Source organism: Cryobacterium glaciale, from assembly GCF_004402535.1.
Classification (GTDB): Bacteria; Actinomycetota; Actinomycetes; order Actinomycetales; family Microbacteriaceae; genus Cryobacterium; species Cryobacterium glaciale.
The window spans coordinates 149,451-175,804 of the sequence record NZ_SOEY01000028.1; the positions used below are offsets into that span (position 1 = coordinate 149,451).

Sequence of the window (26,354 nt, forward strand, 5' to 3'; positions counted from 1 at the left end):
CGCTAGAGTGTTTTCAGGCGCTCGCCACCGGTCGAGGCGCTGGCCCATCAGGGCCGCAACTAAGGGGAACGATTGTGAACGAGGACACGACACACGCCGAAGCGGCAGCGCCACACACCGAGCACACCGACCTGCAGAAGCGCGTCGTGCGGGTACTCATCACCGGCCAGATTCTGGGCGGCATCGGCATGGGTGCAACGCTGTCACTCGGCGCGCTGCTCGCCGCCGAGCTGTCGGGGTCGAGCGCCTGGTCGGGCATGGCCGCGACTATGAGCACCCTCGGCGCCGCGGTCGTGGCCGTGCCGCTTGCCCGCCTGGCGCAGGCACACGGGCGTCGCGTGTCGCTCGCGACCGGCTCACTCGTGGCCGGCGCGGGAGCCGTGCTCGCGATCACCTCGGTCTCCATCGACAATTTCGTACTACTGCTGGCCGCCCTGATGCTGCTCGGCGCCGGTTCGGCGACAAATCTGCAGGCAAGATTTGCCGCAACCGACCTCGCCACCTCGCGCTTTCGCGCCCGCGACCTGTCGATCGTGGTCTGGTCCACAACGATCGGTGCCGTGCTCGGCCCGAACCTGTTCGGACCGGGCGAAGCGCTCGGCGCCGCGCTTGGACTGCCGGCGATGACCGGAGCCTTCGCGTTCTCACTCGCTGCCACGGTCGCCGCGGCCGTGGTCTACGCGCTCGGACTTCGACCCGACCCTCTGCTGACCGCGCTGGCCGCACGCTCGGGGAGCGCGGGCATCCGTCGGGCCAGCGGTGGCCTGGCCATTCTGCGCGGCAATGCGGCGGCTCGATATGCGGTCGTCGTCATCGCGCTCAGCCATGCCACCATGGTGGCGCTGATGTCCATGGCGCCCGTGCACCTGCGCGACCACGGAGCGACCCTCACGATCGTGGGGCTGACCATAAGCCTGCACGTGGCCGGCATGTACGCCCTCTCCCCCGTGTTCGGCGCACTGTCCGACAAAGTGGGGCGACTTCCGGTCATTCTCGGCGGGCAGTCGATGCTGCTGGTCGCCCTGACCGTGGCCTGGCTCAGCGACGGGTCGCAGGGCACGATGACGCTGAGCCTGATCATTCTTGGACTGGGCTGGTCGGCATCCGTTGTGGCGGGTTCGGCGCTCGTGTCGGAGGCCGTTGAGATCGAAGATCGATCGTCACTGCAGGGGTTCTCTGACCTGTCGATGAACGCGGCCGGCGCGCTCGGCGGAGCGATTGCGGGGCCGATTCTGGCTCTGGCCGGATACTCCGGGCTCGGCCTCGCCGCTATGGCGCTCGTCGCCGTCGTAGTCACCTGGTCGGTGCTGCGACTGCGCGATGCGCACGCCTGACGACTTCCGCAATATACCCCCATGGGTATATAGTCACACCATGGCCACCATAGACATCACCGAAAAAACGTTCGACGCGACCATCACCGACAACGCCATCGTGCTCGTCGACTTCTGGGCCGGCTGGTGCGGACCGTGCCGCAACTTCGCCCCGACCTTCACCGCGGCGTCGGAGAAGCACCCCGAGATCACCTTCGCCAAGGTGGACACCGAGGCCGAGCAGGCGCTCTCGTCGGCGGCCGGCATCCGCTCTATTCCCACCCTGATGGCCTTTCGCGACAAGGTACTGGTGTTCTCGCAGCCCGGGGCGCTCAATGCCGCGAGCCTCGACGAGCTGATCGTCAACGTTCAGGCTCTCGATATGGTCGCGGTGCGTGCCAGCCTGGCTGCGCGCTGACCCGGTGGCAGTTTCGGCCCCGATCTTCGGCGAGCTCGTGGACGGCATCGACATACCCGTCTTCAACGAGCGTGCCATTCGCGCAGCCGCCGGCCTCCTCTTTCTGGTCGGCATCATCGCGTTCATGATCGCGGCGCTCACCGGCTTCTTTCAGCCCCTGCGCGCCTTCGGATTTCTCTTCATGGTCGACATGATGCTGCGCCTGTTCGTGAGCGCCCGGTACACCCCCAGTCTTCTGCTCGGATCCCTCGCGGTGCGACGTCAACGCCCGGAATGGGTCAGTGCCGAACCGAAGAAGCTCGCCTGGAGTCTCGGGCTCGGAATGGCTTTCTCATCCTGCCTCGCCATGGGACTTCTGGGCCTCGATCCCCTGATCACCCTCGCACTGTGCAGCGGGTGCCTCACCCTGCTCTTCCTGGAGACGGCCTTCGGCATCTGCGTGGGCTGCGAACTCTCCCGTGTCTTCTCCAGGACGAAGCCGACGCTGTGTCCCGGCGACACCTGCAACTACACGCCGCCGCCGCGCGGCCGCAACGCCACAGTCGCACCGAGACCCTAACGAGCGGATGCCGCCGGCTCCGACTACGAGTCGGTGACCGTGATGCCGAAGCTTTTGAGCTTGCGGTAGAGGGATGACCGGGCGATTCCCAAGGACTCGGCCGCACGCATCCGGTTGCCGTCGGCTTTGTGCAGCGCGCCGACGATGAGGTCCCGCTCCCCCGCTTCGAGCGCCGACAGAAGCCGCGGCGAACCGCCGTGGCAGTAGGCGGGCAGATCTTCGGCCTGAATGGCGCCGACCGGTCGGGTGAGCAGGGCAATGTCAAGCGCTTCCTCGAGCTGCCTGATGTTGCCCGGCCACGGGTAGCGGGAGATCACCCGCATCGCTCCGGCGCTGACGGTGGCTGGGCGCAATCCGGACCGGCGGGCGAGGACCCGCGTGACGATGTCGGGCAGGTCGTCGATGCGATGCCGCAGGGGCGCGACCGTGACGGAGGTTTCAAAATGGTGCAGCAGGCTCGTGTATGCACGATCGGCCACCAGATCGGCCTGCAGATCGGGTTGGGACACGGTGACGGCGATGCCACCCAAGTTGGCGTGGGCCTCCCGGGTAACGAGAAATGCGTCCAGTTCTGCGGCGACCGCCGCGCTCAACCGATCGAAATTGCGAAAGATGTACAGCGTGGGCCGAGCCCCGGCGTTGACCAGGTCGTTGCCCAGGAGGGATTGCAGACCGTGCTCGTTGAGCGTTTCCGCGCCGAACACGACACTCCGACCCAGCGGAACAATCTGACGGTAGAGTTCGGCGAGGAGCGAGACTTTGCCGCCGCCGGCCTCCCCCAACACGAGCAGGGCGGCCCCGGCAGTCAGCGCGGTGACGACGCTGCTCGAGGCGCGTTTGCCGAGCAGGGATGACACATCGTGGAGGATCGCCGACGGTGACAGGGCCAGACCCGATGCGCGCACCGGGAGAGGCGCCGGTTCGCTCTTGATATCGACGACCACGACGATTCCGGCGACGTCTGGGCCCACGACGACGCGCTTGCCCCGAATCTGCACGATTTTGCCGGACGAGAGTTCGATCTCATCGACCGGCTGTCCCGGTGAGATCATCAGGTAGCGGGCATGCTCGTGGATGGTCCACTGTTCATCGGGTGCGAACAGGCTCTGCGCCACGGCGTTGCCCATCACGACGGTGCCGCCGATCGCCATGACGGCACCGCGGGTGCGGGAATCCACCCGCACATAGGCCTCGAACAGGGCCTGTTGCCGCTGGCTGCGGTCGACGAGCAGGTTGCGCTCGATCTCGTGGGCGGCCGACCGCACCAGGGAATGCATGAGGGGGCTGGCATGCTCGCTCAGGCAGCTGATGTCAAGCACCCCCTCCACCCGGCCGGAGAGCGGGTCGCGAATGGGGCTCCCCGCGCACGCGAATGGCTGCAGGTGCTCCAGGAAGTGTTCGGGACCGACGATGTAGAGCGGTTGGCCCGACTCGAGCACCGTGCCGATGCCGTTGGTTCCCACGCTGGCCTCGGCATAGTTGAAGCCCGGCGCGAGCGACACCTCGTCAAGGAGGGTTCCGATCGTCGTGTCGGTTTCGGAGCGACTGAGAATTCGCGCCTTGTAGTCGGTCAGCACGATCGACAGCGGCATCTGGGCCATCTCGTCGCTCAGCCGGGCAATCACCGGTTCGGAGCAGCGCATCAGCCGACCGGTGAGATCCAGGTCGCTGTGGAACACCGCCTGCGATGACGAGGCGTCGACGCCGGCCGAGAAGGATCGCTGCCAGGAAGCCGCCACCGGTCCAGGAACCGATTGGGTTTCGGCGTGGCCGAACCGCAGAAAATCGGCGCGAGCAGCAGCAATCTTGATTCGCCGTTCCGCGATCCTATGCATATCTACTCCCTTGTGGACTCTGCAAGCATGCCCTCTGCGACCCCGCGAGCGCTAGCCGTGCGGTGTCCCAATGTGGGACACGCCACCGTGGGAACGCGGGGTCATTCTTACTGGAGCGGCTCCCCCGGGAGCCTCGGTCACTCACAACTGCAACGCAAAGGAGCGCTCATGGAACGATTGATCAACATCGACAACGGTGGAACCCTCACCGACATTGTCGTCGCCAGCGGCACGGATTTCACGTTCACCAAGACCCTCACCACCCCGGTCGACCTGTCCCAGTGTCTCTTCGACGCGATGACCAAGGCATCCGCCCAGCTGTTCGGCGAGGCGAACCTGGCTGAGCTGCTGCACTCGACCCAGCACATCCGCTATTCATCGACGCAGGGCACCAACGCCCTCGTGCAGCGCAAGGGTCCGCTGATAGGGCTGATCACCGACGATCCCACCCTGCCGGACTCGCTCAGCCGCGAGGAGGAGACGGCCGCGCTGTTCGCGGATCTGATCGGTGCGCGCGTCGGCATCGTCGCCGCCGACGGCACCCCGGAAGGCCTCTCCCAGCAGCTCGTCGCCGAGATCAACCGCCTGACCACCGCCGGGGCCGAGCGCCTCGTCGTCGCCGGCCTGAGCGCCGAACGCGAGCACCTGTTCAAGCGCACCATGCTCAAGAATTTTCCTCGGCACCTGCTCGGCTCGGTGCCGATCCTGTTCTCCCGCGAGTTCGCCGCGGACACCTCCCGCGAGCGCCAGGTCTGGTCGGGCATTCTCAACTCCTTTTTGCACCCGACGGTGGAACGTTTTCTGTACAGCGCCGAACACCGACTGCGCGCCTACAAGGTGAAAAACCCGTTGCTGATCTACCGCAACGACGGCGCCTCCTCCCGCGTGGCCAAGTCGGTCGCGCTCAAGACCTACTCCTCGGGACCGCGCGGCGGGCTCGAAGGCACGCGCGCCCTCGCCGAGGCCTACGGGCTCGACAACGTACTCATGATCGATGTCGGAGGCACCACAACGGATGTCGGCGCCGTCGCCAACCGGGAAATCGCCGTCGACCGGCGCGGATCGATCCAGGGCGTCGAGATCTCCTATGAGATGAGTGACGTGCGTTCGACCGGAGTCGGCGGCAGCTCGATCATCGCTGTGCACGACGGCGAGATCACCGTCGGACCGGACAGCGTCGGAGCCGCGCCCGGACCGGCCTGCTTCGGGTTCGGTGGCACCTCGGCGACGATCACCGACGTCAACCTGCTGCTCGGCGTACTCGACCCCGCCACCTATCTGAACGGCGAGATGGCCCTCGACGCCGAGCGCTCCCGCACGGTCATCACCAGGACCGTCGCGGACCCACTCGGAATCAGCCTCGAGGAGGCGCTGATTCGCATGGAGGCCAGCTACTCCAGTCATCTGGCGCGGGCCTTCGCCGACCTGGTCAGCACGACGGGCGAGACGACGGTCGCCGCGTTCGGCGGCGGCGGACCGATGAACGCCTGTAGCGCCGCCCGCATTGCCGGCGTGCACCGGGTGCTCGTGCCGCGGCTCGCCGCGGTGTTCTCCGCCTACGGCATCAGCTTCTCCGACATCGCGCAGTCCTACGAAACCAGTGTCACCAGTTTCTCGGCCGCCGAGATCGGCGCGGCGCGCACCGCGATGCAAGCGGATGCCGGCAAGGACATGTTCCAGGAAGGGCACGACCTGAGCGAGTGCGAACTCGATTGGTCGACCCGGGTCGAAGACGGCGAAGAGATTCTCGCGCTCAAGGCCACCTTCCGGCTGCCGCACCCGACGATTGCCAGCGGAGTGCCCGCTGCGGCGAGCGCTGCCGTAGCCGCCGGAACCCGGCAGGTTCGGTCGACGCCGACGCAGATCGACAGCGTCTTGGTCTACCGGCTCGACGACCAGAACCCCGGTGCCACGGCAACCGGACCGGCCATTGTCGAGGGACCGTTCTTCACCGCGCGAGTGCCGCTCGGCTGGACCCTCACGGTCTCCCCCGCCGGCGACCTGCAGCTCACCGACACGATCTAAACCACTCACCTCAACCCGCTGTGTTTCCCAAGGAAGGTACAAACAAAATGCGCGTTCCCATGACCGAATACCTGCTCATCGACCTCGACACGGAGCGGTGGATCTGCCGCGTCTGCGCCCACGATTTCGGCGACGCCCGCGGCAACTACAAGGAAGGCACGCTGGTCTACGACCGGGACCCGCGGGAGATCCACCCGCCGGTGATCGACCCGGAGAAGTACGAGTTCACGTTCTCCCCCGACCCGACCTTCTGCCGAATCCTGGAGTTCTACTGCCCCACCTGCGGTACCCAGATTGAGGCGGAATACCTGCCGCCGGGGCATCCGCCGACCGTCGACATGCTCTGGGACATCGATTCCCTGCGCGAAAAATGGGAAGTCCACGGCGGCAACCCCGAAGAGGTCGTCAACTACGGCCCCGGCGAGAACGCCGAGACCGACCTCAGCGCCCGGTTCGATTCCGTCTCCGCACATTCCCACTCCCACTCGCACGCCGACACCACCGAAGGGCACTGACCGTGAAACGCATCTCCGTAGACATCGGCGGCACATTCAGCGACTGTTTCTTCGTCTGGGACGACGTATATATCGAGTCGAAGGCGCTGACCACCCACCACAACCTCGCCCTCGGCTTCAACGAAGCCCTCGACCGGGCCTGCGAGCGCGCGGGCATCAGCCGGGAAACCGCGCTCAAAGAGGTCGACTCGGTGCGGTACGCGACCACCCTCGGCACCAACGCCCTGATCGAGGGCAAGGGTCCGCGGGTCGCTGCGATCGTCACCCACGGCTTCGAAGACACCATTCCGCTCTCCCGCGGCCGTGGCTACGGCGAAGGACTCGACGGGGTCAAGCAGGGCGACATGCCCGATGCCCAGCGCCCCGACCCGCTCGTGCCGCGCCGTCTCATCCGCTCGGTGAAGGAACGTATCGACTCGGTCGGTGAGGTGCTCGTGCCGCTCATGTACGACGACGTGCGCACCCAGGTGCGCGAACTCGTCGACAACGGAGCAGAGGCCATCGTCATCGCGCTGACCAACGCCACCGAGAACTCGGTGCACGAGGATCGAATTCTCGAGATCATCCTAGACGAGTACCCCACTCACGAGCTCGGGTCGATTCCGGTGTTGCTGAGCAGCCAGGTCTCTGGCCGCAAGGGCGAATATGTGCGGGCCATGGCCACCGTCGTTGACGCTTTTCTGCACCAGACGATGTTCCACGCGCTCAACCAGCTCTCCAACAACTTGCGTGACTCCGGTTATGAGAAGCCGATGCTCGTCATCCACAACTCGGGCGGCATGGCACAGCCCAATTCAACGGATGCTCTACAGACGATTCACTCCGGACCGATCGCCGGCGTCGGCGCGGCCCAGCACCTGTCGGAATCGACCGGGCTCGGCGACGTCGTCTCGATGGACATGGGCGGTACCTCGTTCGATATCGGCCTGGTGCCGGAGGGCGGGGTACGACACTACGACTTCCAGCCCACCATCGGACGCTGGATGGTCTCGGCGCCGATGATCCACCTCAACACCCTCGGTGCCGGCGGCGGCTCGATCGCCGCCTACAACCGCATTCACCACGCCATCCAGATCGGTCCGGAATCGGCCGGCAGCGATCCGGGCCCGGCCTGCTACGACCGCGGCGGGCTGCGCCCGACCGTGACCGATGCCGACCTCGTGCTCGGCTACCTCGACCCGGACAACTACGCCAACGGGCACATCAAGCTGAACAAGAAGCGCTCGATCTACGTCATCGACGAGACGCTCAGCGACGAGCTCGACCTCGACGCGGTCGAGGTCGCCAAGGTGATCAAGAAGACCGTCGACGAGCAGATGGCGATCGGAATCGAGAAGGAGCTGCGCTCGCGCGGCGGCCTGATCGAGGACTACACCATGCTCGCCTACGGCGGCAACGGACCGCTGCACGCCTGCGGCATCGCGGCGAGCGCGGGCATCAGCCGGATCCTGTTTCCGCCTTTCGCCTCGGTGTTCTCGGCGCTCGGCGCCGGCAACATGCGACCGCTGCACATTCACGAGCGCAGCGCCTACGTCGTGCTCTACGAAGCCATCAAGCGCAGTCTGTACAACCAGTACGACGCGCTCAACGGCTACATCGAGGAACTCGAAGCGAAGGGCGCCGAAGACCTCGTGCGCCAGGGCTACGACCGCGCCGACGTGCGCTACCGCCTCGAAATGGACATGCGCTACGGCAACCAACTCGTCACCACGGCCGTCGCGTTCGACATCAACCGGGTCAACGGCGTCGCCGATGTGCTGCACCTGATCAAAACGTTCTCCGAGATCTTCGGCGAGCGCTACGGCGAGGGAACCCAGGCACCGGAGGCGGGCATCCGCGTGCAGACAATTCGAGTCGCGTCCTACATCGAGGGTGAGGTGATTCAGTTCGAGTCGATCAAGATCGGCGGCGAGAAGACCAAGCCGGCCCCGGTCTCGCATCGGTCGGTGCACTTCACGAGCATCACCGGAGCGGTGGACACGCCCGTCTACGACGCCGAGGCGCTCAAACACGAGTACGTGATCCACGGACCGGCGATCGTGACGACCGAGAACACCACCTACCTGGTCGAGCCGGGCTGGCGCCTGGAACCGACCGTGCAGGGCGCCGTATGGCTACTGAGCGACTGACCGCCCCTCCCACCCCCGCAACACCTCGTATAAGCAAAGGAGCTTGAGCACCATGACACTGACAACCGACGAGTTCGTGCCCACCAGCGGAAACGACGACGACGCATCGCAGCTACTGACCGACCAGGAACAGCAGTGGGTAGACAAATTCATGGACGAGACGACCCTCTTTCTCGGACCGGACCCGGCCATCATGCGCCACCACGAGATCATGCCGCGCACCGCCTATGAGGAGGAGTGCATCGCGCAGGGCATCGACCCGCTCGAAATCGACCGAATCCGCAAGCGCCTGGCCGGCGCCCTCGACGAGGCGTTCGAGATGTGCGAGAGCATGGGCGCGGCGCCCGGCGCCAAGTGGGCCGATCTGTCCTGTGCCGTCTACACCGCCGAGGGCGACGTCACCTACCTCTCCAACCGCGGCGTGATCGCGTTCTCCGCGGTGCTGCACCACCCCATCCGCTACATCATGAAGAACTGGAAGGACGAGCCCACCGTCGGCATCAACGAGGGTGACGGTTTCTTTCACAACGACTCGCGTTTCGGCATGGTGCACAACACCGACCAGTCGATGCTCGTGCCGGTGATTCGCGGCGGCATCATCATCGCCTGGGTCGGTGCGACCATCCACGAGGGTGAGAACGGCGCCTGCGAGCCCGGCGGCATGCCGAGTGGCTCTGAGACCCCGTTCGACGACGGCCTGCGGGCCTCGCCGATCAAAATCGTCGAGAAGGGCCACCTGCGCCGCGACCTGCTGACCTTCCTGCAGCACTCGACGCGTGACCCGAAGCTCATGCTCGCCGACATCAAGGTGAAGATGGGCGCCGTCAAGCGCATCATGGACACCGTCGACCGCCTGATCGACGAAGTCGGCCAGGAAACGTTCGTCGCCTCGCTGCGGGTCACCGTGGAAGACGTCGAGACCGAAGTACGTCGCCGCATCGGCGAACTGCCCGACGGCACGGTGACCTTCAACCAGTTCGTCGACTCCACCCTCAAAGAGAACATCCTGATCAAGTTCGCCTGCAAGATCACCATCAAGGGCGAACGCATGATCGTGGATCTCACCGGCACCGGCCCCGAGATTCTCAACCGGGCCATCAACTCACCCCTGGCCTCGACCAAGTCGTTCATGGCCCAGGCCATCCTGTCGTATTGGTGGCCCGACCTGCCCCGTTCGACCGGTGCACTGTCACCGATCGAGGTCATCACCGAGGAGCACAGCTGGGCGGATGCCGGTTACGACGCCCCGGTAGGCCAGTCGCTGCAGGCTTCCTTCCGCGGCTTCTCGGCCCTGCAGACGGCGTTTGCCAAGATGCAGTTCTCCTCTCCGCAGAAATACTCCAACGTCGTCGCCCCCTGGTTCAACCAGATCAACGACTTTCTCTGGGGCGGCACCACGCAGAACGGTGAACAGGTCGGCAACCTGTGCGCCGACCTGAACGGCATGGGCGGCGGCGCGAAAGCGTTCCGCGACGGCGAAGATGCCGTAGCGCCACTGTTCTGCGCGATGGCCGACATCGGCGAGCAGGAAGTGATGGAAGAGGAAGTCCCCTTTCTCCAGCTCGTGAGCAAGCGCCTCGTGCGCGACAACCAGGGCTTCGGCAAGTTTCGTGGAGGTATGGGTTATGAGATGATCGTCGCCTCCCGCGGCACCCCGAGCTGGGGTTTCATGACCGTCACGAGCGGGTCGAAGTTCTCGTCGGTGCCCGGAATGTTCGGCGGCTACGGCTGCCCGGTCTACCCGCTCGCGATGGTGAAGAACGTCAATATCTACGACATCATCCAGAAGGACCCGACCCAGTTCAACCTGTCGATGGAACGGGTGATGAACGAGCAGCCGTTCGAGGGCGGCGACTACCAGTCCGCGCACATGGGCCTGCAGTTCGATGTGGCGAAGGAGGGCGAGCTGTATATGATCGCCCAGGGAGCCGGCGGCGGCTACGGCGATGTGCTCGAACGCGACCCTGAGCTCGTGGTGACCGACCTCGAACTCGACCGGATCAGCGCCCACACCGCGTCGACCATGTACGGCGTGGTCTGGGAACCCGGCACCTACGTCGTGCACGAGGATCAGACCGTGGCGTTGCGGGCGCAGATGCGCCGGGACCGCATCAGCCGCGGCACCCCGTACAAGGAGTTTGTGAAGAATTTCGTGAAGGAGGAGCCGCCGGCCGACCTGCTGTACTTCGGTTCCTGGGGTCAGGACGACGACGAAAACCTGATCGCCACCCACTGGGGCGGACTTGAGCCGGAACGGGTCAAGGGCAAGCTCGAGGAGCTGCCGCTGATCATGGTTCCCGATCGTCGGGTGCTCAAGATCAGCAAGCTTGAGGCCCGCGTGCGCGAACTCGAGGAGAAGTACGGCGAGGTGGTCGACCACAAGTCCTGACCTTCCCATGCTGACCCGGGCTGCGGGGCCGTCTCCTTACGGCCCCGCAGCCGCTGGTCGAACTGCCTGATTCACTGATTGATTGATTGATGGGAGACACCGTGACACTTTCGCTGACCGACCTACTGGCTCTGCCGACGTCGGGCCGCCGCCGGGCGGTCGTGCTCGACAGCCATGACTACGCCCAAACCGTCTTTTTGCAGGGCAAGCCGGTTCCGTGGCAGGAGCCGATGGCGTTCGCGAACTTCTTCGGCCAGGTTCAGGGCGTGCTGGGGTCTGACCTCGCGCTGCTCAGCCTCGACCGCTTCTACGCCCAGCGAGTCGCCGCCGACCCGACCCTGCGAGCCGCGATGGGCGCCAAATCCCGCACCGGCTACGCCCTGCGCACCCTGCTCGGCGACGCAGACGCCACGGCGGCCGTCGTCGAACTGGCCACGGTGTTCAGCCAGACCCAGCGGGTGCCGGTCGTGCTGCAAATTCCGTCGCCGATGCAGTGGCTGGCGCGCACGCATCCGTTTTCGGGGTCGGACGACGTCTCGGGGCTTGACGCCGACAATGCCGAGAACGCCTCCATGTATGTCGCCGACTGGCTGCGCGGATTCGCCGCGCTTCCCCTGATGGCGGTACTGCTCGATGACCGCGGCCCGGCTCTCGGCGCCGAATCGGTGCCGCTGGAGACGTATTCGCCGATCGCCAACGTGACCGACCACTACCGGTGGGCGCTCGGCCGCCGGCACGAGGATCGGGTCGAGCTGCACGGCAGCGCGCTCCGCGGGGCGGTGATCGGCGCGGGATTCTGGTCGACCGACACCGAATCCCTGCCGGACGGCGATTTTCTGGTGGGCGAGGTGCCGCACCAGGCAGTTCCGGAGCAGGTGCTAAGCCGAATTGCGGCGCTGATCTAGTCGACGGGGTGGTTGGCGAAACTACGCCTTCGCTGCAGCCTTCGCGGCCCGCTTGGTTTCGCGCACCCGGGTCAATGATTCGGGATCGACGATGTCGGCCACCGACCGGTACGCGCCGTCCTCGCCGTAGGGAGCGGATGCCTCGCGCCAGCCGTCCGCGTCGACCCCGAGCCGTTTGCCGAGGAGGGCGAGGAAAATCTTTGCCTTCTGCTCGCCGAACCCGGGGAGGGCTTTGAGCCGACGGAGGATTTCGGCGCCGCTGGGGTGGTCAGCGGTCCAGATAGAGGCCGTGTCGCCGTTCCAGTTGCTCACGATGACCGCGGCGACCTCCTGCACGCGTTTGGCCATCGAGCCCGGAAAACGGTGCACGGCCGGCGACTGGCGGAACACGTCGACGAAAGCATCGGCGTCGTAGTCGGCGATCGTGGCCGGGTCGAGCGCGCCGATGCGGTCTCGAATCTTGGCCGGGCCGGCGAAGGCGGTTTCCATGGCGATCTGCTGGTCGAGCAGCATGCCAACGAGCAGGGCAAACGGGTTCTCGCTGAGGAGAGCGTCGGCGTCGGTATCGCCGGTGAGGTGCAGGGTCATTCGCCCATTGTGCCACTGCGGGCGCGCGGCGCACAGAAGGAAATTAGACGAGAAACTGACCGAAATTCCTGGACACAACTATGCTGTGCTTACCACCCCACACGGGGAAATTAGACGATACGCAGGAATGGCGGTGGGCCCAATGCGCGGACGCGGAACAGGTCTTATCGGGATCATCTATCTCGTCATCGGAATAGTGGTCGCCGCCACGCAGGGGTATCTGGTGGCGTGGAACATTCCCGGCAACATTCTGGAGGGTTTGGCGGCCATCGTGCTGTGGCCGCTCGTTCTCTTCGGGGTTGATCTGCACTCCCTGATTGCCTAGTGCGCCATCCCAGTCGCAACGACAGACGCAACACGCTGCCAACCGGAGGGCTCTAACTCACGGATTTGAGCCTGAACCCCAGCTTCAGGTCCACTTGACAGTGGTCTACGGCGCCGTCCTCAATATGACCTTTGATCTGGACGACCACGAACCAATCCAGGTTCTCCACCGTCTCGCTGGCGCGCCGAACCGGGTTGGCGATCGCCTCGTCGGAACCAACTTTCCACGTGCCGACCACTTCGACAACACGATAGCTATTGTCAGTCATTGGCAGCCTTGCGGCCGATCACAACAGCACCACGTCACGCCGGATGTCATCGTCCATCTTCGGTTTCAAACCACCGTAGCGGCGTGGAAACGTCGTGTGATGATTGCGCCATCGACTCGCAACGACAGCGCATGCAGTAAGCGACCGCGCGGTCGACAGGATTCAGTCGGTCAAGCGGCCGCTCGGGTGGTGCTAGCTACACGTTGGTGCGGAACTCCACAACGTCGCCGTCCCTGGCTCTGCCGGGAGCTGTGTCCGACTCACACGATTCGCTCGAACACCATCGTCGCTTGGACACGATCGCCGCCTCCGAAGCCCTTGCTGCCCGACGCCGCGGTTGTAATGGTGTGCAATCGATAGCCGAGCGAGGCCTGTGAATTAATCGCGTTCTCCAGCTCCGTGAGATTGCCGGAGCCGGTGCCCAAAAACTTCTCCTTGAGGACGATCTGGATTACTACATATGTGCCGCTGGACGCCATCTGTGCTTTACCTTTCACCGCTCCGCAGTCGGAGCATCATTAGTGGAAAGGTTACAGGTGTTGCACCCCATCGCCGCCCAGTCCATCTAGTCACCCACGAACAGCTGGAGCACCGTCCATCGGTGTCGATCGAGGCCGAGCCTGGGCAGCCATCGGTGGTGACACGGCTCATCCCGTGGCGAGTATCGCCCGATGCTGCGTCCTACTCTCTGCCGTCCTCAAGCGGGATCAGCATGGTGCGGAACGGACCGGCAACGGCGTGGAGGTCCCAGATGCGATCGGCGACCCCGTCGATGCCGTTGGCAAGCTGAAGCTGTGGGATGCCGCCGGGAATCACCAGTTGGTTGACACGGATTCCCTCATCCTCGAGGGCATCGTGGAGCATCTCGCCGTAGGCGCTCTCAGCCGGGAAGGCGACCGATGTGCCGGCGAAGTCGGCGCGGGCCTTCACCGAGGTTCCGCCGTTGATCATGATGATGCTGCCGCTACCTGCCTGCTGCATCGCCGGGAGCACCGCACGCACCGCGTGAATGAGCCCGAGAGCCGAGAATTGCAATGCTTCCAACGCCAAGTCTGGAGTCAGGTCTAGCACCGGCTTCAGATAATCACGCGACGGAAGCGGGCTGTACTGCAGCGCGGTGATGGGCCCGAGCTCTGCCGCGGCACGCGCAAGGGCGGCCTCGAGCGACGCCGGCGTGCGGACATCCGCAGCGTAAGCAGACGCGGTGAAGCCGGCAGCGGTGAGCTCGGCTGCCATAGCGTCCAGCTTCGACTGGTTCCTGGCGACTAGGGCAATTGAGAAGCCCTCGCGCCCGAACCTTCGCGCAACTGCTGCACCGAGTCCCGGTCCGGCTCCGATGATGGCGATGACAGGCACGATAATCTCCCTGGATTCATGCGGCGGTGACGACAACCGCGAGGAGTCCGAGCCTAAACGTTAAACCTGAACTCCACCACGTCGCCGTCCTGCATAACATATTCCTTGCCCTCGATGCGCGCCTTGCCCTTGGAGCGGGCCTCGGCGATCGAGCCGGCGGCCATGAGGTCTTCGAACGAGAAGATCTCGGCCTTGATGAAGCCCTTCTGGAAGTCGGTGTGGATGACCCCGGCGGCCTGCGGCGCGGTCCAGCCCTTGTGGATGGTCCAGGCGCGGCACTCTTTCGGACCGGCCGTGAGGTAGGTCTGCAGGCCGAGGGTGTCGAAGCCGATGCGGGCGAGCTGGTCGAGGCCGCTCTCGGCTTGGCCGGTGGAGGCGAGCATCTCTGCGGCGTCTTCGGCGTCGAGTTCGCTCAGTTCGCTCTCGAGCTTGGCGTCGAGGAATACGGCGTTCGCCGGGGCTACGAGCGCAGCGAGGGTGTCGAGCTTCGCCTGGTCCTGCAGCACGGCCTCGTCAACGTTGAAGACATAGATGAACGGCTTCGCGGTCAACAAACCGAGCTCACGAATCGGCTCGATGTCGAGCGTTGCCGAGGACAGCGGCTGGCCGCCGTCAAGGATGGCCTGCGCCTTGAGCGCGGTCTCCAGCACGATGGCAGGCAGCTTGCGTCCCTTGACCTCTTTCTCGAAGCGCAGCACGGCCTTCTCGAGGGTCTGCAGGTCGGCGAGGATCAGCTCGGTGTTGATGGTTTCCATGTCGCCGGCGGGGTTGACCTTGCCGTCGACGTGCACCACGTCGGGGTCGGCGAATCCGCGAATGACCTGGGCGATGGCATCCGCTTCGCGAATGTTGGCGAGGAACTTGTTGCCGAGCCCTTCCCCCTCACTCGCGCCACGCACGATGCCGGCGATGTCGACGAACGACACCGGTGCAGGCAGCAGGGTCTTGCTGCCGTAGATGGTTGCGAGGTCGGCCAGACGCGAATCGGGAAGGTTCACGATTCCAACGTTGGGCTCGATCGTCGCGAACGGGTAGTTCGCCGCGAGCACGTTGTTCTTGGTCAGGGCGTTGAAGAGGGTGGACTTGCCCACATTGGGGAGTCCGACGATTGCAATAGTAAGAGCCACGAGAGACCATTCTACCGGCCACGCCGCTGTCGGCCGTGTCGACGGCCTCGTCGGCGGCTCCTGTCGGTGGCCCGTGAGATCATGAGACGTGCTGAACTTCACCGCGATCGATTTCGAAACCGCCAACTCCTCGGGCGCCTCGGCGTGCTCTGTCGGCATGGTTAGGGTGCGTGACGGCGTGGTCGTTGATTCGGCCTACTGGCTCATCCAGCCTCCGCCCGGCCACGATACATTCTCGGAGTGGAACACCCGCATTCACGGCATCACCGCAGCGGATGTCTACGGTGCCGACACATGGTCCCAGCAATTTCCCCGGCTGGTCTCCTTCGTCGGTGATGACTATCTGGTCGCCCACAACGCCGGTTTCGACCTCGGTGTGATCAAGACGGCGTCGCTCGTGACCGGACAGCCGGTGCCCGACTTTCGCTACGTTTGCAGCCTGCAGGTGGCCCGCCGCACCTACCACCTGGAGTCGTATCGCCTGCCGGTCGCGGCCATGGCGGCAGGCTTCGAGGACTTCTCACACCACAACGCGCTCGCTGACGCCGAGGCCTGCGCTGCCATCATGATTCACTCGGCCAAGCGCCACGAAGTCGATACGATCGAGCAGCTCGCCCACGTGACCCGCGTCAAGGTCGGTGTGATCGGACCGGTCGCCACCCAGGAGCACGCGTCGACGCACGGGCCAATGGCGCTCAACTAGACCCGTCGTCAGCATGATCGACCGCAGCATTCAGGCTGGTCCGAGTGTCATTTCGGCAATGTCGGTGGGCGCTGGCAGACTTAAACCATGGATCCACTGCTGAGTTTGATCGTCGGTCTCGTCGTCGGTGTCGCCTTGGGCGCCCTGTTGGCCACGGTGCTGCTGCAACGTCGCCGCGCCAAGATTCCCGCCCAGGGCGCCATCGACCCCGCCGTGGTCGAGGCACGTCACCAGGTTGCTCTCGCCGAGGCGCGTGCGAGCGAGGCAACTGTTCGCGCCGCTCTGCAGAGTGAGTTGTCGGCCGCCCTGGCCACCGTCGACGGACTCACCGCCCAGATCGAACACGACCGCGCCACGGCGCGCGACACCATCGAACGGCAGCGCTCCGACCAGCAGTTGCAGTCCGAGCGGGAAAAACGCGAACACCTCGTACTGGAGGCTCTCAGCCCAGTGCGGGAGACCCTGCGCATCATGCAGGAGAAGGTCACCGAGCTGGAGACGCAACGCAGCGAACAGTACGGCTCCTTGTCAGAGCAGCTCAAGCAGGCGCAGATTTCGGACCAGCAGCTGCGGGTGACCACCGAATCGCTCGCAAGCGCACTGCGCTCCAACAGCACCCGCGGTGTCTGGGGCGAAACGCAGCTGCGTCGCGTCGTCGAAGCGGCCGGCCTCGCCCAGTACGTCGACTTCAACACCCAGACCAACATTACGACGGATGCCGGCCTCGGCCGACCCGACATGGTCGTGCGCCTGCCCGGCAACAAGTCGATCGCTATCGACGCCAAGGTGCCGCTCGAGCACTACATCGAGGCGAGCACCATCCCCTACACCGCCACCGGCGAGGAGGGCGCACGCCGCAAGCTATTGATCGACAAGCATGTGAAGGCTGTGCGCGCCCATATCGATGCGCTCGCCAAGAAGACCTACTGGGAAGGCTTCGATGCCAGCCCGGAATTCGTGATCGCGTTCATTCCGAGCGAGTCGCTGCTGTCGGCGGCGCTCGAAGCCGATCCGTCGATTCTCGACTACTCGTTCGGCAAGCGGGTGGCCCTGGCGTCGCCGGTGAACCTGTGGGCGGTGCTCAAGACGGTGGCCTTCACCTGGCAGCAGCAGGCGGTCACCGACGAGGCGCAAAAGCTGTTCGACCTGGGCAATGCCCTGTACCAGCGGCTCGGTGCGCTGAGCGGGCATGCCGAGTCACTGCGCAAGGCGCTCGAACGCACGGTGGACAGCTACAACAAGTTCGCCAACTCGCTGGAATCCCGGGTGCTCGTGACCGCCAGGCAGTTTCCCGGGATCGACGAGACCAAGATCGGGCTGCTCACCGAACCGGCCCGTATCCACGATTCCCCGCGCAAGCTGACCGCGCCCGAGCTGGAGCCCGGGCCGCCCGAGGCGCCCGACTTGCCCGTCGAATTGGATGGCGCCGAGTTGAACGAAGCGAAACACAGTGCCATCAAACTGCGCCTCGCTGATGTCGACGAATCGGATCTCGAGAACGATTCTGATCTCGAGATCCGAGTGTAATTCGCAGACCTCGAAGGGAGGCGCCGGCCGCGCAGGACCCAAAAACTGCACGCCCCGCGTCTGAACGAACAGACCCGAGGCGTGCAGTTTCCGATACAACCAGGAAGTAGTGCTTACAGCCACTTCTCGGCGAGGTGTTCCGCGATGACGCGACGAGCCGTGCCCGAACGTGAGCGCAGCACGATGCTTTCGGTGCGGATCATCGGGCCCTTGCGACGTACGCCGTCGACGAGTCCGCCGTCGGTGACGCCGGTTGCCACGAAGAACGTGTTGTCGCCGCTGACCATGTCGTCGACTTCGAGCAGCTTGTCGATGTCGAGGCCAGCCGCAACGCCGCGGGCACGCTCAGCGTCGTCCTTCGGGGCGAGGCGTCCCTGCATGTAGCCGCCGAGAGCCTTGAGGGCGCAGGCCGTGGTGATGCCTTCCGGGCTTCCGCCGATGCCGACGCACATGTCAATGCGGGTCTCGTAACGGGCGGCGTTGATACCGCCGGCCACGTCGCCGTCGAGCATGAGGCGAGTTCCGGCACCGGCGCTGCGAATCGCATCGATCAGGCCAGCGTGGCGCGGGCGGTCGAGAACGGCAATTGTCATTTCCCCGATCGGCTTCTTCATGGCCATCGCGAGGTCACGGATGTTCTCGGCAATTGACTGGTCGAGGCTGACGACGCCGCGCCCGGCCGCACCGGTGACGATCTTGTCCATGTAAAAGATTGACGAGGCGTCGAGCATCGTGCCGCGGTCCGAGACCGCGATGACGGAGACGGCGTTCTGGCGGCCGGCGGCCGTGAGACTCGTTCCGTCGATGGGGTCGACAGCGATGTCGCAGGCGGGGCCGCGGCCGTTGCCGACGTGCTCGCCGTTGAACAGCATCGGCGCTTCATCTTTTTCACCCTCACCGATAACGATGAGCCCGTCGAAATTGACGGTACCGAGGAAGGCGCGCATGGCGTCGACGGCGGCTTTGTCTGCGGCGTTCTTGTCGCCGCGGCCGATGAAGGGCACGGCGCGGATGGCTGCGGCCTCGGTGGCACGCACGAGCTCCATAGCGAGGTTACGGTCGGGGTGTTGAAACAGAGTGGCGGTCTCGGTGCTGTTCAAAAGGTCCTCCCGGACGTAAGTTCGACTTCGAATACGACGGATGCGCGGCGGGTCGCGCGGATTGTCCGCCCGAGTCACCTTATCGCGACCGACCGCGCCGAGGCGGGCTTGGCTAGACTCGGGTCACACCCCCGCACACTCTCGAGGAGAAGCAATGCCCATCGCAACCCCCGACCAGTACGCCGCCATGCTCGACAAAGCGAAGACCGGCGGGTTCGCCTACCCGGCGTTCAACGTGTCATCGTCGCAGAGCATCAACGCCGTTCTCCAGGGCCTCACCGAAGCCGGATCCGACGGCATCATCCAGGTCACCACCGGTGGTGCCGACTACTTTGCCGGCCACACCGTGAAGAACCGGGCCTCCGGCGCACTCGCCTTTGCCCGCTTCGCGCATTCGGTCGCCGACAACTATCCGATCACCGTGGCTCTGCACACCGATCACTGTCCGGAGGGCGCGCTGGGTGACTTCGTCATTCCGCTCATCGAGGCCTCGGAGTCGGCGGTGGCCGATGGCGGCCACCCCATCTTCCAGTCGCACATGTGGGACGGTTCGGCCATCGCGCTCGACAAGAACCTCGAGATCGCTACCGACATCCTCAAGCGCACCCGCGCGATCAACGCCATTCTCGAAGTTGAGATCGGCGCCGTCGGCGGCGAGGAAGACGGCGTTCAGGCCGACGTGAACGAGAACCTGTACACGACCCTCGATGACGCGATCAAGATGGTCGAAGCCCTCGGCCTCGGCGAGCAGGGCCGTTACATGGCCGCGCTCACCTTCGGTAACGTGCACGGCGTGTACAAGCCCGGCAACGTAAAGCTGCGCCCGGAACTGCTCAAGGAGATCCAGACCGGCCTCTCCGCCAAGTTCGGGCGCGCCGCGCTGCCGCTCGACCTGGTCTTCCACGGTGGTTCCGGCTCAACGGATGCCGAAATCGCTGAAGCCGTCGCCAACGGCGTCGTCAAGATGAACATCGACACCGACACCCAGTACGCTTTCACCCGCTCGATCGCCGACTACATGCTGAAGAACTACGACAGCGTGATCAAGGTCGACGGCGAAGTCGGCAACAAGAAGGTCTACGACCCGCGCGCCTGGGGCAAGGTGGCCGAGTCGGCCATGGCCGCCCGCGTCGTCGATTCCACCCGCCAGCTCGGCTCCGCCGGGCACTCAAACAGTTAGAGCAATGACAGAGAACCCGGACTCCGTTCCACCCCCCGCGAAAGACCCACGCCCGCGCCCGCGCCCGCAGTACGGCGAACTCGCCCCTGAAGGCTGGACCTGGCAACCTCCGCAGGACGAAGACCGGGTTGACCCCGCTCCCTCCCCCTCTGTTGGGGCGGGAGCGGGAGCACCACCACATGCGTCGACCCCGACTTTCCAGTCTGCGCCCGGACCGCGTAGCGTGCCCGCCTGGGATCGCCCGTGGACCGTCGGGCTATTGGCCTTCGGGCTTCTCGCCACCGTCTACGGCGTGTTCTCGCTGGGCGGATTCCCGATCGCTATGCAGGCCTTTTACACCGATCAGGGGTTGGGGACCTACACTCCAGCAGTGTCCATCGGCACCATCACGACGGTCGGAGCGATCACGCTCGTTTTCGTCTGGCTGGTCGCGACAGCGGTATCCGTGCGACTGCTCTTACGGCGGCGACGCGCTTTTTTCGTACCTATCATCGGTGGTGCGGTGTCGCTCGTGGTGCTGTTTGCCTTCACGATAGCCGCGCTATTCAGCGACCCGACCCTGATCGAGTTCCTCAGCCGCCAGTAGCCGTTACGGCCGAGCTGGTTACTCGGCCGGGGCGGCTCGACCACCGAAGGCGCGCGCATCCGTTTCGCCGGAGAGGTCCTTGCGTAGTTCCTTGGGCAGCGAGAAAATCAGGTCTTCTTCGGCGGTCTTGACCTGTTCCACGTCGCTGTAACCGGCGTCGGCGAGGGCTTCGAGCAATTCGTCGACGAGTTCCTCGGGAACGGATGCCCCGCTCGTCACCCCGACGGTCGTCGCGTTGTCGAGCCACTCCTGTTTGACCTCGCTCGCGAAGTCGACGCGATACGCCGCTTTCGCGCCGTATTCCAGGGCGACCTCCACCAGGCGCACCGAGTTGGACGAGTTGGCCGAACCGACCACGATCACCAGGTCGGAGTCGCGGGCGACTTTCTTGATGGCCACCTGACGGTTCTGGGTGGCGTAGCAGATGTCGTCGCTCGGCGGATCCTGCAAGTTGGGGAACCGCGCCCGCAGCCGACGCACTGTCTCCATGGTCTCGTCGACGCTCAGCGTGGTCTGCGACAGCCAGACCACCCGGTCGGGGTCGCGCACGACGACGGTATCGGCTTCATCGGGACTGCCGACGAGGGTGGTGTGCTCGGGGGCCTCACCGGCCGTGCCCTCGACCTCTTCGTGGCCTTCGTGGCCGATCAGCAGAATCTGAAAGTCGTCGCGGGCGAAGCGCACGGCTTCGCGGTGCACCTTGGTCACGAGCGGGCAGGTCGCGTCGATGGCTTGCAGGCCCCGTGCGGCGGCAGCGTCGACGACGGCCGGGGAGACGCCGTGGGCGCTGAAGACGATGTGCGCGCCGTGCGGCACCTCGTCGACCTCGTCGACGAAGACGGCGCCCAGGTTTTCAAGCTCGGACACCACGTGGATGTTGTGCACGATCTGCTTGCGCACGTAGACAGGGGCGCCGTAGTGCTCGAGCGCCTTCTCGACGGCGATGACGGCGCGGTCGACTCCGGCGCAGTAACCACGCGGGGCCGCGAGCAGCACCCGCTTATGTCCGACCACCGGGGTATCCTTAAGCCTGTTGCGAGCGCTGGGAATGCGCGGCATACCCAGGCCGATAGCGGTCGGCTTACTTTGGGTGTGCATGCTGGTGTTCACCGCCTCAGTCTACGCACGCACGACCGAAGAACTCTGGGAGGACCCGCCTGTGCCCCACGCCAGCGCCACGCCAAGGACCACCGCATGACGGATGCCCCCGCCACCGTCGAAACACCGTGGCCGGTCGCCCTGCTCTCCAATAAGATTCGCGGCTACATCGAACGGCTCGGCATGGTCTGGGTCGAGGGCGAGATCACCCAGTGGGGCGCGAGCGGCGGCAACGTCTACGGCAAGCTCAAAGACCTGACCGAAGACGCCACCGTGAGTTTCACGATCTGGTCGTCGGTGCGCGCCAAGCTCACCGCAGACTTCAAAGCGGGTGACCGCGTCGTCGCCCTGGTCAAACCCAATTTCTGGGTCAAGGGCGGCACCCTCACCATGCAGGCCTTCGAAATGCGCCATGTGGGGCTCGGCGATCTGCTGGAACGGCTCGAACGGCTCCGCAAACAGCTTGCGAGCGAGGGCCTGTTCGACGCCTCCCGCAAGAAGCGGCTGCCGTTCCTGCCGCACTGCATCGGCCTCGTCACCGGCAAAGATTCCGACGCCGAGAAAGACGTCATTCGCAATGCCCAGCTGCGCTGGCCGGCCGTGAACTTTCGCATCGCGCACGCCGCCGTGCAGGGCGATCGGGCCGTCGGCGAAGTCACGAGCGCGATCCAACGACTCGACGCCGACCCCGAAGTCGATGTGATCATCGTCGCCCGCGGCGGCGGCGACTTTCAGAACCTGCTCACCTTCAGCGATGAGGGCCTCGTGCGCGCCGCTGCCGCCTGCCTGACGCCGCTGGTCAGCGCGATCGGGCACGAGGCCGACCGTCCGCTGCTCGACGAGGTGGCCGACCTGCGGGCGTCCACCCCGACGGATGCCGCCAAGCGCGTCGTCCCCGACGTCAGCGACGAACTGAACCGGGTGCAGCAGGCGCGGGCGCGTCTCAGTAGCCGGCTCACCGGCATCCTCTCGTCGGAAATCGACCGGATCTCGCAGCTGCGCAGCCGACCGGCGCTCGTCGACCCGCGCTGGATCATCGATTCCCGCAGCGAAGACCTCACCCGCTACGTGGCGCGCGGCGCCGAACTCACCGGTCGCATTGTCGAACGCGCCGGGGCCACCGTCGTGGAACTACGCTCCCAGCTGCGCGCCCTGTCACCCCAGGGCACCCTCGATCGTGGTTATGCGATCGCCCAGCTGCCGGGCGGCAACGTACTGCGCAGCTCCGGCGACGCCCCGGCCGGCACCGAGCTGCTGCTCACCCTGGCCAGCGGAACGGTGCCCGTCACCGCGAACGCCGCCGTGTCCGCCAACGTGCCCGCCACCGCACTGACCTAAATAGAATGGATGCCATGACCTCGCTTGCCCAAGACATCAGTGATCTCAGCTACGAACAGGCCCGCGATGAGCTCATCCGCGTGGTCAACGAGCTCGAGCAGGGTTCGAGCACGCTGGAGCAGTCGCTCGCGCTGTGGGAGCGCGGCGAAGCCCTCGCCCGCCGCTGCGAAGAATGGCTGATCGGGGCCAAGTCCCGACTCGATGCCGCCCGTCTGGCCCAGGCGGCGCCCGCGGGCGAAGACGCCGCGACCACCAGATGAGCCGCGCCCCCAAGCCGCCGCGCGTCGTCGCCGAACTGGGTCGGCCGGAGACTCCGCAGGAGACCGCCGACCGACTCGCCGAGAACTCGCGCAAGTACCGCTCGCACAAGACGGTGAACAATCTGGTGCTGTCCCTGCTCGTGACGGTGGGTGCCGTGCTCGTACTGGTGCTGCTGGTGCCGCGTAACGACAACCCGATCACTCGCGACATCGACTATGCGAGCGTGGCCGCCCAGCTGCAACCGGTCGTCGACCATGCCCTCGCCAGCCCCGAGCTGCCAGATGGTTGGAGCGCCAACGTCGCCGAGTGGCAGGCCGGAACCAACGGCCAGGTTCCGTCCTGGTACATCGGGCTGCTCACGCCCGACAACCAGTACATCGGTTTCAGCCAGGCCTTCGACGCCAACCCCACCTGGCTCGCCCAGAAACTGCCCGACTCGCCCGTCGTTGACACTGCCAGCATCGCCGGCGTCACCTGGGACGTGTACCGCAACAGCGCGGCAGAGGCCGATCGGGGCAATTTCGACTACGCCCTCGTCACGACCGCCGGCACGAGCACCTACGCGCTGATCGGCACGGCCCCCACCGGCGACTTCGAGACCCTGGCGACCGCGCTCGCCGCCAACGTGGCAGAGAACGCCGCCGAATGAACCGCGAATCGACGGCAATCCCGACTCCGGCCGAGGCTTGGAACGAACTGCGTGAGGGCAACGTGCGCTTCGTCGCCGGCACCCCCCGGCACCGGCAGGACGTCGACCGGCGCGCTGAGCTCGTCGGCCAGCAGACCCCGCACGCCGCACTGTTCGGCTGCAGCGACTCCCGCCTCGCCGCCGAGATCATCTTCGACCAGGGCCTCGGCGACCTGTTCGTCGTGCGCAATGCCGGCCAGGTCATCTCCACATCGGTGCTCGGTTCGCTCGAGTACGCGGTCGCCGTGCTGCACGTTCCGCTGATCCTCGTGCTCGGCCACGACGAGTGCGGTGCGGTGCGCGCCGCCATCGATTCGCAAGACACGGATGCCCCGGCTCTGCCCGTTCACATCGCGCACATCATCGAGAAGATCGTGCCGGCGGTGCGTCGAGTAAGCGGGCGAGCGGTATCCGCTCTCGTCGAACCGACAGAGGTGGATGCCGGCCAGGTGGGCCGGGAGCACCTCAAAGACACGGTCACCGAGCTGCTCGAGCAGTCCGAGGTGATCAGCGCGGCCATCGCAGAAGGTACATTGGCTATCGTCGGTGCGAACTACGTTCTTCACGAAGGGCACGCCGATCCTCACATCAAAGTGGGCCTGATCTAGGCCCACCGGGTTTCTTATCGCGCACCCGTTGCGCACAGCACGACTCTCATACAGCACCGAAAGGGAATGCACATAGTGGTGGACACCTCCGCAAACGCCGGTTACCGGATCGAACACGACACGATGGGTGAGGTCCGGGTTCCGATGGACGCACTCTACGGCGCCCAGACGCAGCGAGCCGTGGAGAACTTCCCGATCTCGGGCTCCACGCTCGAGTCCGCGCAGATCGCGGCCCTGGCTCGCATCAAGAAGTCTGCGGCCCTCGCCAACGCCCAGCTCGGCGTGCTCGATGCGGACATCGCCGACGCGATTGCCGCGGCCGCCGACGAGGTCATCACCGGCCAATACGACACCGAGTTTCCGATCGACGTGTACCAGACCGGCAGCGGCACCTCCTCGAACATGAACATGAACGAGGTCATCGCGACCCTCGCGACCCGCGCCCTCGGCCGCCCGGTGCACCCGAACGACCACGTCAACGCAAGCCAGTCCTCCAACGACGTGTTCCCCACCTCGGTGCACATCGCCGTCACGAGCGCCCTGATCGACGAACTCATCCCCGCGCTCGATCACCTCGCCGTCTCGTTCGAGGCCAAGGCTGAACTGTGGAAAGAGGCCGTCAAGGCCGGGCGCACGCACCTGATGGACGCCACCCCGGTCACCCTCGGCCAGGAGTTCGGCGGCTATGCCCGCCAGATGCGCCTCGGCATCGAGCGCATCCGCACGGCGCTCCCCCGCGTCGCTGAGGTTCCGCTTGGCGGCACCGCGGTCGGCACCGGCATCAACACGCCGTACGGTTTTCCGCAGCTCGTCATCGAACTGCTCGTGGCCGAGACCGAACTGCCGATCACCGAGGCCCGCGACCACTTCGAGGCCCAGGCCAACCGCGACGGCCTCGTCGACGCGTCGGGCGCCCTGCGCACCATCGCCGTCTCGTTGACCAAGATCAACAACGACCTGCGCTGGATGGGTTCAGGCCCCAACACCGGGTTCGGCGAAATCAACATTCCCGACCTGCAGCCCGGCTCGTCGATCATGCCCGGCAAGGTCAACCCGGTCATCCCGGAGGCCGTGCTCATGGTCTGCTCGCGCGTCATCGGCAACGATGCGACCATCGCCTGGTCCGGTGCTTCGGGCTCGTTCGAGCTCAACGTCGGCATCCCGGTCATGGGAACCGCTCTCCTCGAGTCGATCCGTCTGCTGTCCAACGCGACCCGCGTGCTCGCCGACAAGACCGTCGACGGCCTCGTCGCCAACCTCGAGCACGCTCGGGCGTTGGCCGAGAAGTCGCCGTCCATCGTCACGCCGCTCAACCGTGTCATCGGTTACGAAGCCGCCGCGAAGGTGGCCAAGAAGGCCGTTGCCGAGGGTCTCACCGTGCGCGAGGCTGTCATCGCGCTCGGCCACGTCGAACGCGGTGACCTCACGCTCGCCGAGCTCGACACGGCGCTCGACGTGCTGAGCATGACGCGTCCCCCGCAGAAGAAGTAGCAGCACCACCCACACAAACCGC

Annotated in this window: 26 protein-coding genes; 18 read left to right on the forward strand and 8 right to left on the reverse strand. The window is 65.5% G+C overall.

Annotated features, from left to right (window positions below; all coding sequences use genetic code 11):
* Window positions 1–74: 74 nt before the first annotated feature.
* The 3 genes from E3O06_RS12805 to E3O06_RS12815 are packed head-to-tail and all read left to right on the forward strand — an operon-like array spanning window position 75 to window position 2,290.
* Window positions 75–1,334: an MFS transporter gene (locus E3O06_RS12805; RefSeq protein WP_241980160.1), complete on the forward strand. Its 1,260-nt coding sequence runs from the start codon at window positions 75–77 to the stop codon at window positions 1,332–1,334.
* 40 nt (window positions 1,335–1,374) lie between these two features.
* Complete coding sequence (locus tag E3O06_RS12810) at window positions 1,375–1,731, forward strand: thioredoxin family protein (protein ID WP_134503758.1); 357 nt, start codon at window positions 1,375–1,377, stop codon at window positions 1,729–1,731.
* A complete protein-coding gene (locus E3O06_RS12815) occupies window positions 1,709–2,290 on the forward strand; it encodes a DUF4395 domain-containing protein (RefSeq protein WP_241980162.1) in 582 nt (193 codons plus the stop codon). Before E3O06_RS12810 ends, E3O06_RS12815 begins: the two co-directional genes overlap by 23 nt.
* Before the next feature lie 23 nt (window positions 2,291–2,313).
* On the opposite strand, the gene E3O06_RS12820 is transcribed toward E3O06_RS12815, so the two are convergent.
* A complete protein-coding gene (locus E3O06_RS12820; protein ID WP_134503759.1) occupies window positions 2,314–4,125 on the reverse strand; it encodes a sigma-54-dependent Fis family transcriptional regulator in 1,812 nt (603 codons plus the stop codon).
* 168 nt (window positions 4,126–4,293) lie between these two features.
* Between E3O06_RS12820 and E3O06_RS12825 the strand changes: the two genes are divergently transcribed.
* The 5 genes from E3O06_RS12825 (at window position 4,294) to E3O06_RS12845 (ending at window position 12,088) form a co-directional block, all read left to right on the forward strand.
* Window positions 4,294–6,150 (forward strand): hydantoinase/oxoprolinase family protein, encoded by a 1,857-nt coding sequence (locus tag E3O06_RS12825; RefSeq protein WP_134503760.1) that lies wholly within the window; start codon window positions 4,294–4,296, stop codon window positions 6,148–6,150.
* 47 nt (window positions 6,151–6,197) lie between these two features.
* Complete coding sequence (locus E3O06_RS12830) at window positions 6,198–6,665, forward strand: acetone carboxylase subunit gamma (RefSeq protein WP_134503761.1); 468 nt, start codon at window positions 6,198–6,200, stop codon at window positions 6,663–6,665.
* Window positions 6,666–6,667: 2 nt separating this feature from the next.
* Window positions 6,668–8,794: a hydantoinase/oxoprolinase family protein gene (locus E3O06_RS12835; RefSeq protein ID WP_134503762.1), complete on the forward strand. Its 2,127-nt coding sequence runs from the start codon at window positions 6,668–6,670 to the stop codon at window positions 8,792–8,794.
* Window positions 8,795–8,846: 52 nt separating this feature from the next.
* Entirely contained in the window at window positions 8,847–11,183 is a 2,337-nt protein-coding gene (locus tag E3O06_RS12840; RefSeq protein WP_134503763.1) for a hydantoinase B/oxoprolinase family protein, read from the forward strand.
* Window positions 11,184–11,284: 101 nt separating this feature from the next.
* Complete coding sequence (locus tag E3O06_RS12845) at window positions 11,285–12,088, forward strand: hypothetical protein (RefSeq protein WP_134503764.1); 804 nt, start codon at window positions 11,285–11,287, stop codon at window positions 12,086–12,088.
* A gap of 21 nt (window positions 12,089–12,109) precedes the next feature.
* Here E3O06_RS12845 and E3O06_RS12850 read toward each other — a convergent pair whose 3' ends face one another.
* Complete coding sequence (locus tag E3O06_RS12850) at window positions 12,110–12,676, reverse strand: HhH-GPD-type base excision DNA repair protein (RefSeq protein WP_134503765.1); 567 nt, start codon at window positions 12,674–12,676, stop codon at window positions 12,110–12,112.
* 127 nt (window positions 12,677–12,803) lie between these two features.
* Here E3O06_RS12850 and E3O06_RS12855 point away from each other — a divergent pair, with 127 nt between their 5' ends.
* A complete protein-coding gene (locus E3O06_RS12855; protein ID WP_198415819.1) occupies window positions 12,804–13,001 on the forward strand; it encodes a hypothetical protein in 198 nt (65 codons plus the stop codon).
* Between the two features lie 52 nt (window positions 13,002–13,053).
* On the opposite strand, the gene E3O06_RS12860 is transcribed toward E3O06_RS12855, so the two are convergent.
* The 4 genes from E3O06_RS12860 to ychF all read right to left on the reverse strand — a co-directional run bounded on the left by E3O06_RS12860 (window position 13,054) and on the right by ychF (window position 15,752).
* Window positions 13,054–13,269 (reverse strand): dodecin, encoded by a 216-nt coding sequence (locus E3O06_RS12860; protein WP_134503766.1) that lies wholly within the window; start codon window positions 13,267–13,269, stop codon window positions 13,054–13,056.
* Between the two features lie 260 nt (window positions 13,270–13,529).
* Entirely contained in the window at window positions 13,530–13,748 is a 219-nt protein-coding gene (locus E3O06_RS12865; protein ID WP_134503767.1) for a DUF4177 domain-containing protein, read from the reverse strand.
* 202 nt (window positions 13,749–13,950) lie between these two features.
* Window positions 13,951–14,625 carry an SDR family NAD(P)-dependent oxidoreductase gene (locus tag E3O06_RS12870; RefSeq protein WP_134503768.1) on the reverse strand — a complete coding sequence of 225 codons (675 nt, stop codon included), beginning with the start codon at window positions 14,623–14,625 and terminating at the stop codon, window positions 13,951–13,953.
* 53 nt (window positions 14,626–14,678) lie between these two features.
* The gene (gene ychF / locus E3O06_RS12875; protein WP_134503769.1) at window positions 14,679–15,752 is read right to left on the reverse strand and encodes a redox-regulated ATPase YchF; all 1,074 of its coding nucleotides are present in this window, start codon (window positions 15,750–15,752) and stop codon (window positions 14,679–14,681) included.
* Window positions 15,753–15,840: 88 nt separating this feature from the next.
* On the opposite strand from ychF, the gene E3O06_RS12880 reads away from it, so the two are divergent.
* A complete protein-coding gene (locus E3O06_RS12880; RefSeq protein WP_134503770.1) occupies window positions 15,841–16,455 on the forward strand; it encodes an exonuclease domain-containing protein in 615 nt (204 codons plus the stop codon).
* An 87-nt stretch (window positions 16,456–16,542) separates the two neighbouring features.
* Window positions 16,543–17,982 (forward strand): DNA recombination protein RmuC, encoded by a 1,440-nt coding sequence (locus tag E3O06_RS12885; RefSeq protein ID WP_134503771.1) that lies wholly within the window; start codon window positions 16,543–16,545, stop codon window positions 17,980–17,982.
* A 113-nt stretch (window positions 17,983–18,095) separates the two neighbouring features.
* Here E3O06_RS12885 and glpX read toward each other — a convergent pair whose 3' ends face one another.
* Complete coding sequence (gene glpX, locus E3O06_RS12890; RefSeq protein WP_134503957.1) at window positions 18,096–19,028, reverse strand: class II fructose-bisphosphatase; 933 nt, start codon at window positions 19,026–19,028, stop codon at window positions 18,096–18,098.
* Window positions 19,029–19,236: 208 nt separating this feature from the next.
* On the opposite strand from glpX, the gene fbaA reads away from it, so the two are divergent.
* Both fbaA and E3O06_RS18075 read left to right on the forward strand, forming a co-directional pair.
* Window positions 19,237–20,262, forward strand: coding sequence for a class II fructose-bisphosphate aldolase (gene fbaA, locus E3O06_RS12895; RefSeq protein ID WP_134503772.1), 1,026 nt, complete (start codon window positions 19,237–19,239; stop codon window positions 20,260–20,262).
* A gap of 4 nt (window positions 20,263–20,266) precedes the next feature.
* Window positions 20,267–20,848 (forward strand): DUF6264 family protein, encoded by a 582-nt coding sequence (locus tag E3O06_RS18075; protein ID WP_134503773.1) that lies wholly within the window; start codon window positions 20,267–20,269, stop codon window positions 20,846–20,848.
* 18 nt (window positions 20,849–20,866) lie between these two features.
* On the opposite strand, the gene E3O06_RS12905 is transcribed toward E3O06_RS18075, so the two are convergent.
* Window positions 20,867–21,907: a 4-hydroxy-3-methylbut-2-enyl diphosphate reductase gene (locus E3O06_RS12905; RefSeq protein ID WP_134503958.1), complete on the reverse strand. Its 1,041-nt coding sequence runs from the start codon at window positions 21,905–21,907 to the stop codon at window positions 20,867–20,869.
* A gap of 135 nt (window positions 21,908–22,042) precedes the next feature.
* Between E3O06_RS12905 and xseA the strand changes: the two genes are divergently transcribed.
* The 5 genes from xseA to E3O06_RS12930 all read left to right on the forward strand — a co-directional run bounded on the left by xseA (window position 22,043) and on the right by E3O06_RS12930 (window position 26,332).
* Complete coding sequence (gene xseA, locus E3O06_RS12910) at window positions 22,043–23,284, forward strand: exodeoxyribonuclease VII large subunit (RefSeq protein ID WP_134503774.1); 1,242 nt, start codon at window positions 22,043–22,045, stop codon at window positions 23,282–23,284.
* A gap of 5 nt (window positions 23,285–23,289) precedes the next feature.
* The gene (locus E3O06_RS12915) at window positions 23,290–23,544 is read left to right on the forward strand and encodes an exodeoxyribonuclease VII small subunit (RefSeq protein ID WP_134503775.1); all 255 of its coding nucleotides are present in this window, start codon (window positions 23,290–23,292) and stop codon (window positions 23,542–23,544) included.
* Window positions 23,541–24,194, forward strand: a complete 654-nt coding sequence (locus tag E3O06_RS12920) for a DUF4245 domain-containing protein (RefSeq protein ID WP_166788208.1) — start codon at window positions 23,541–23,543, stop codon at window positions 24,192–24,194. Before E3O06_RS12915 ends, E3O06_RS12920 begins: the two co-directional genes overlap by 4 nt.
* Window positions 24,191–24,841, forward strand: coding sequence for a carbonic anhydrase (locus E3O06_RS12925; protein ID WP_134503777.1), 651 nt, complete (start codon window positions 24,191–24,193; stop codon window positions 24,839–24,841). Before E3O06_RS12920 ends, E3O06_RS12925 begins: the two co-directional genes overlap by 4 nt.
* A gap of 66 nt (window positions 24,842–24,907) precedes the next feature.
* Window positions 24,908–26,332, forward strand: a complete 1,425-nt coding sequence (locus tag E3O06_RS12930; RefSeq protein ID WP_134503778.1) for a class II fumarate hydratase — start codon at window positions 24,908–24,910, stop codon at window positions 26,330–26,332.
* Window positions 26,333–26,354: the final 22 nt, after the last annotated feature.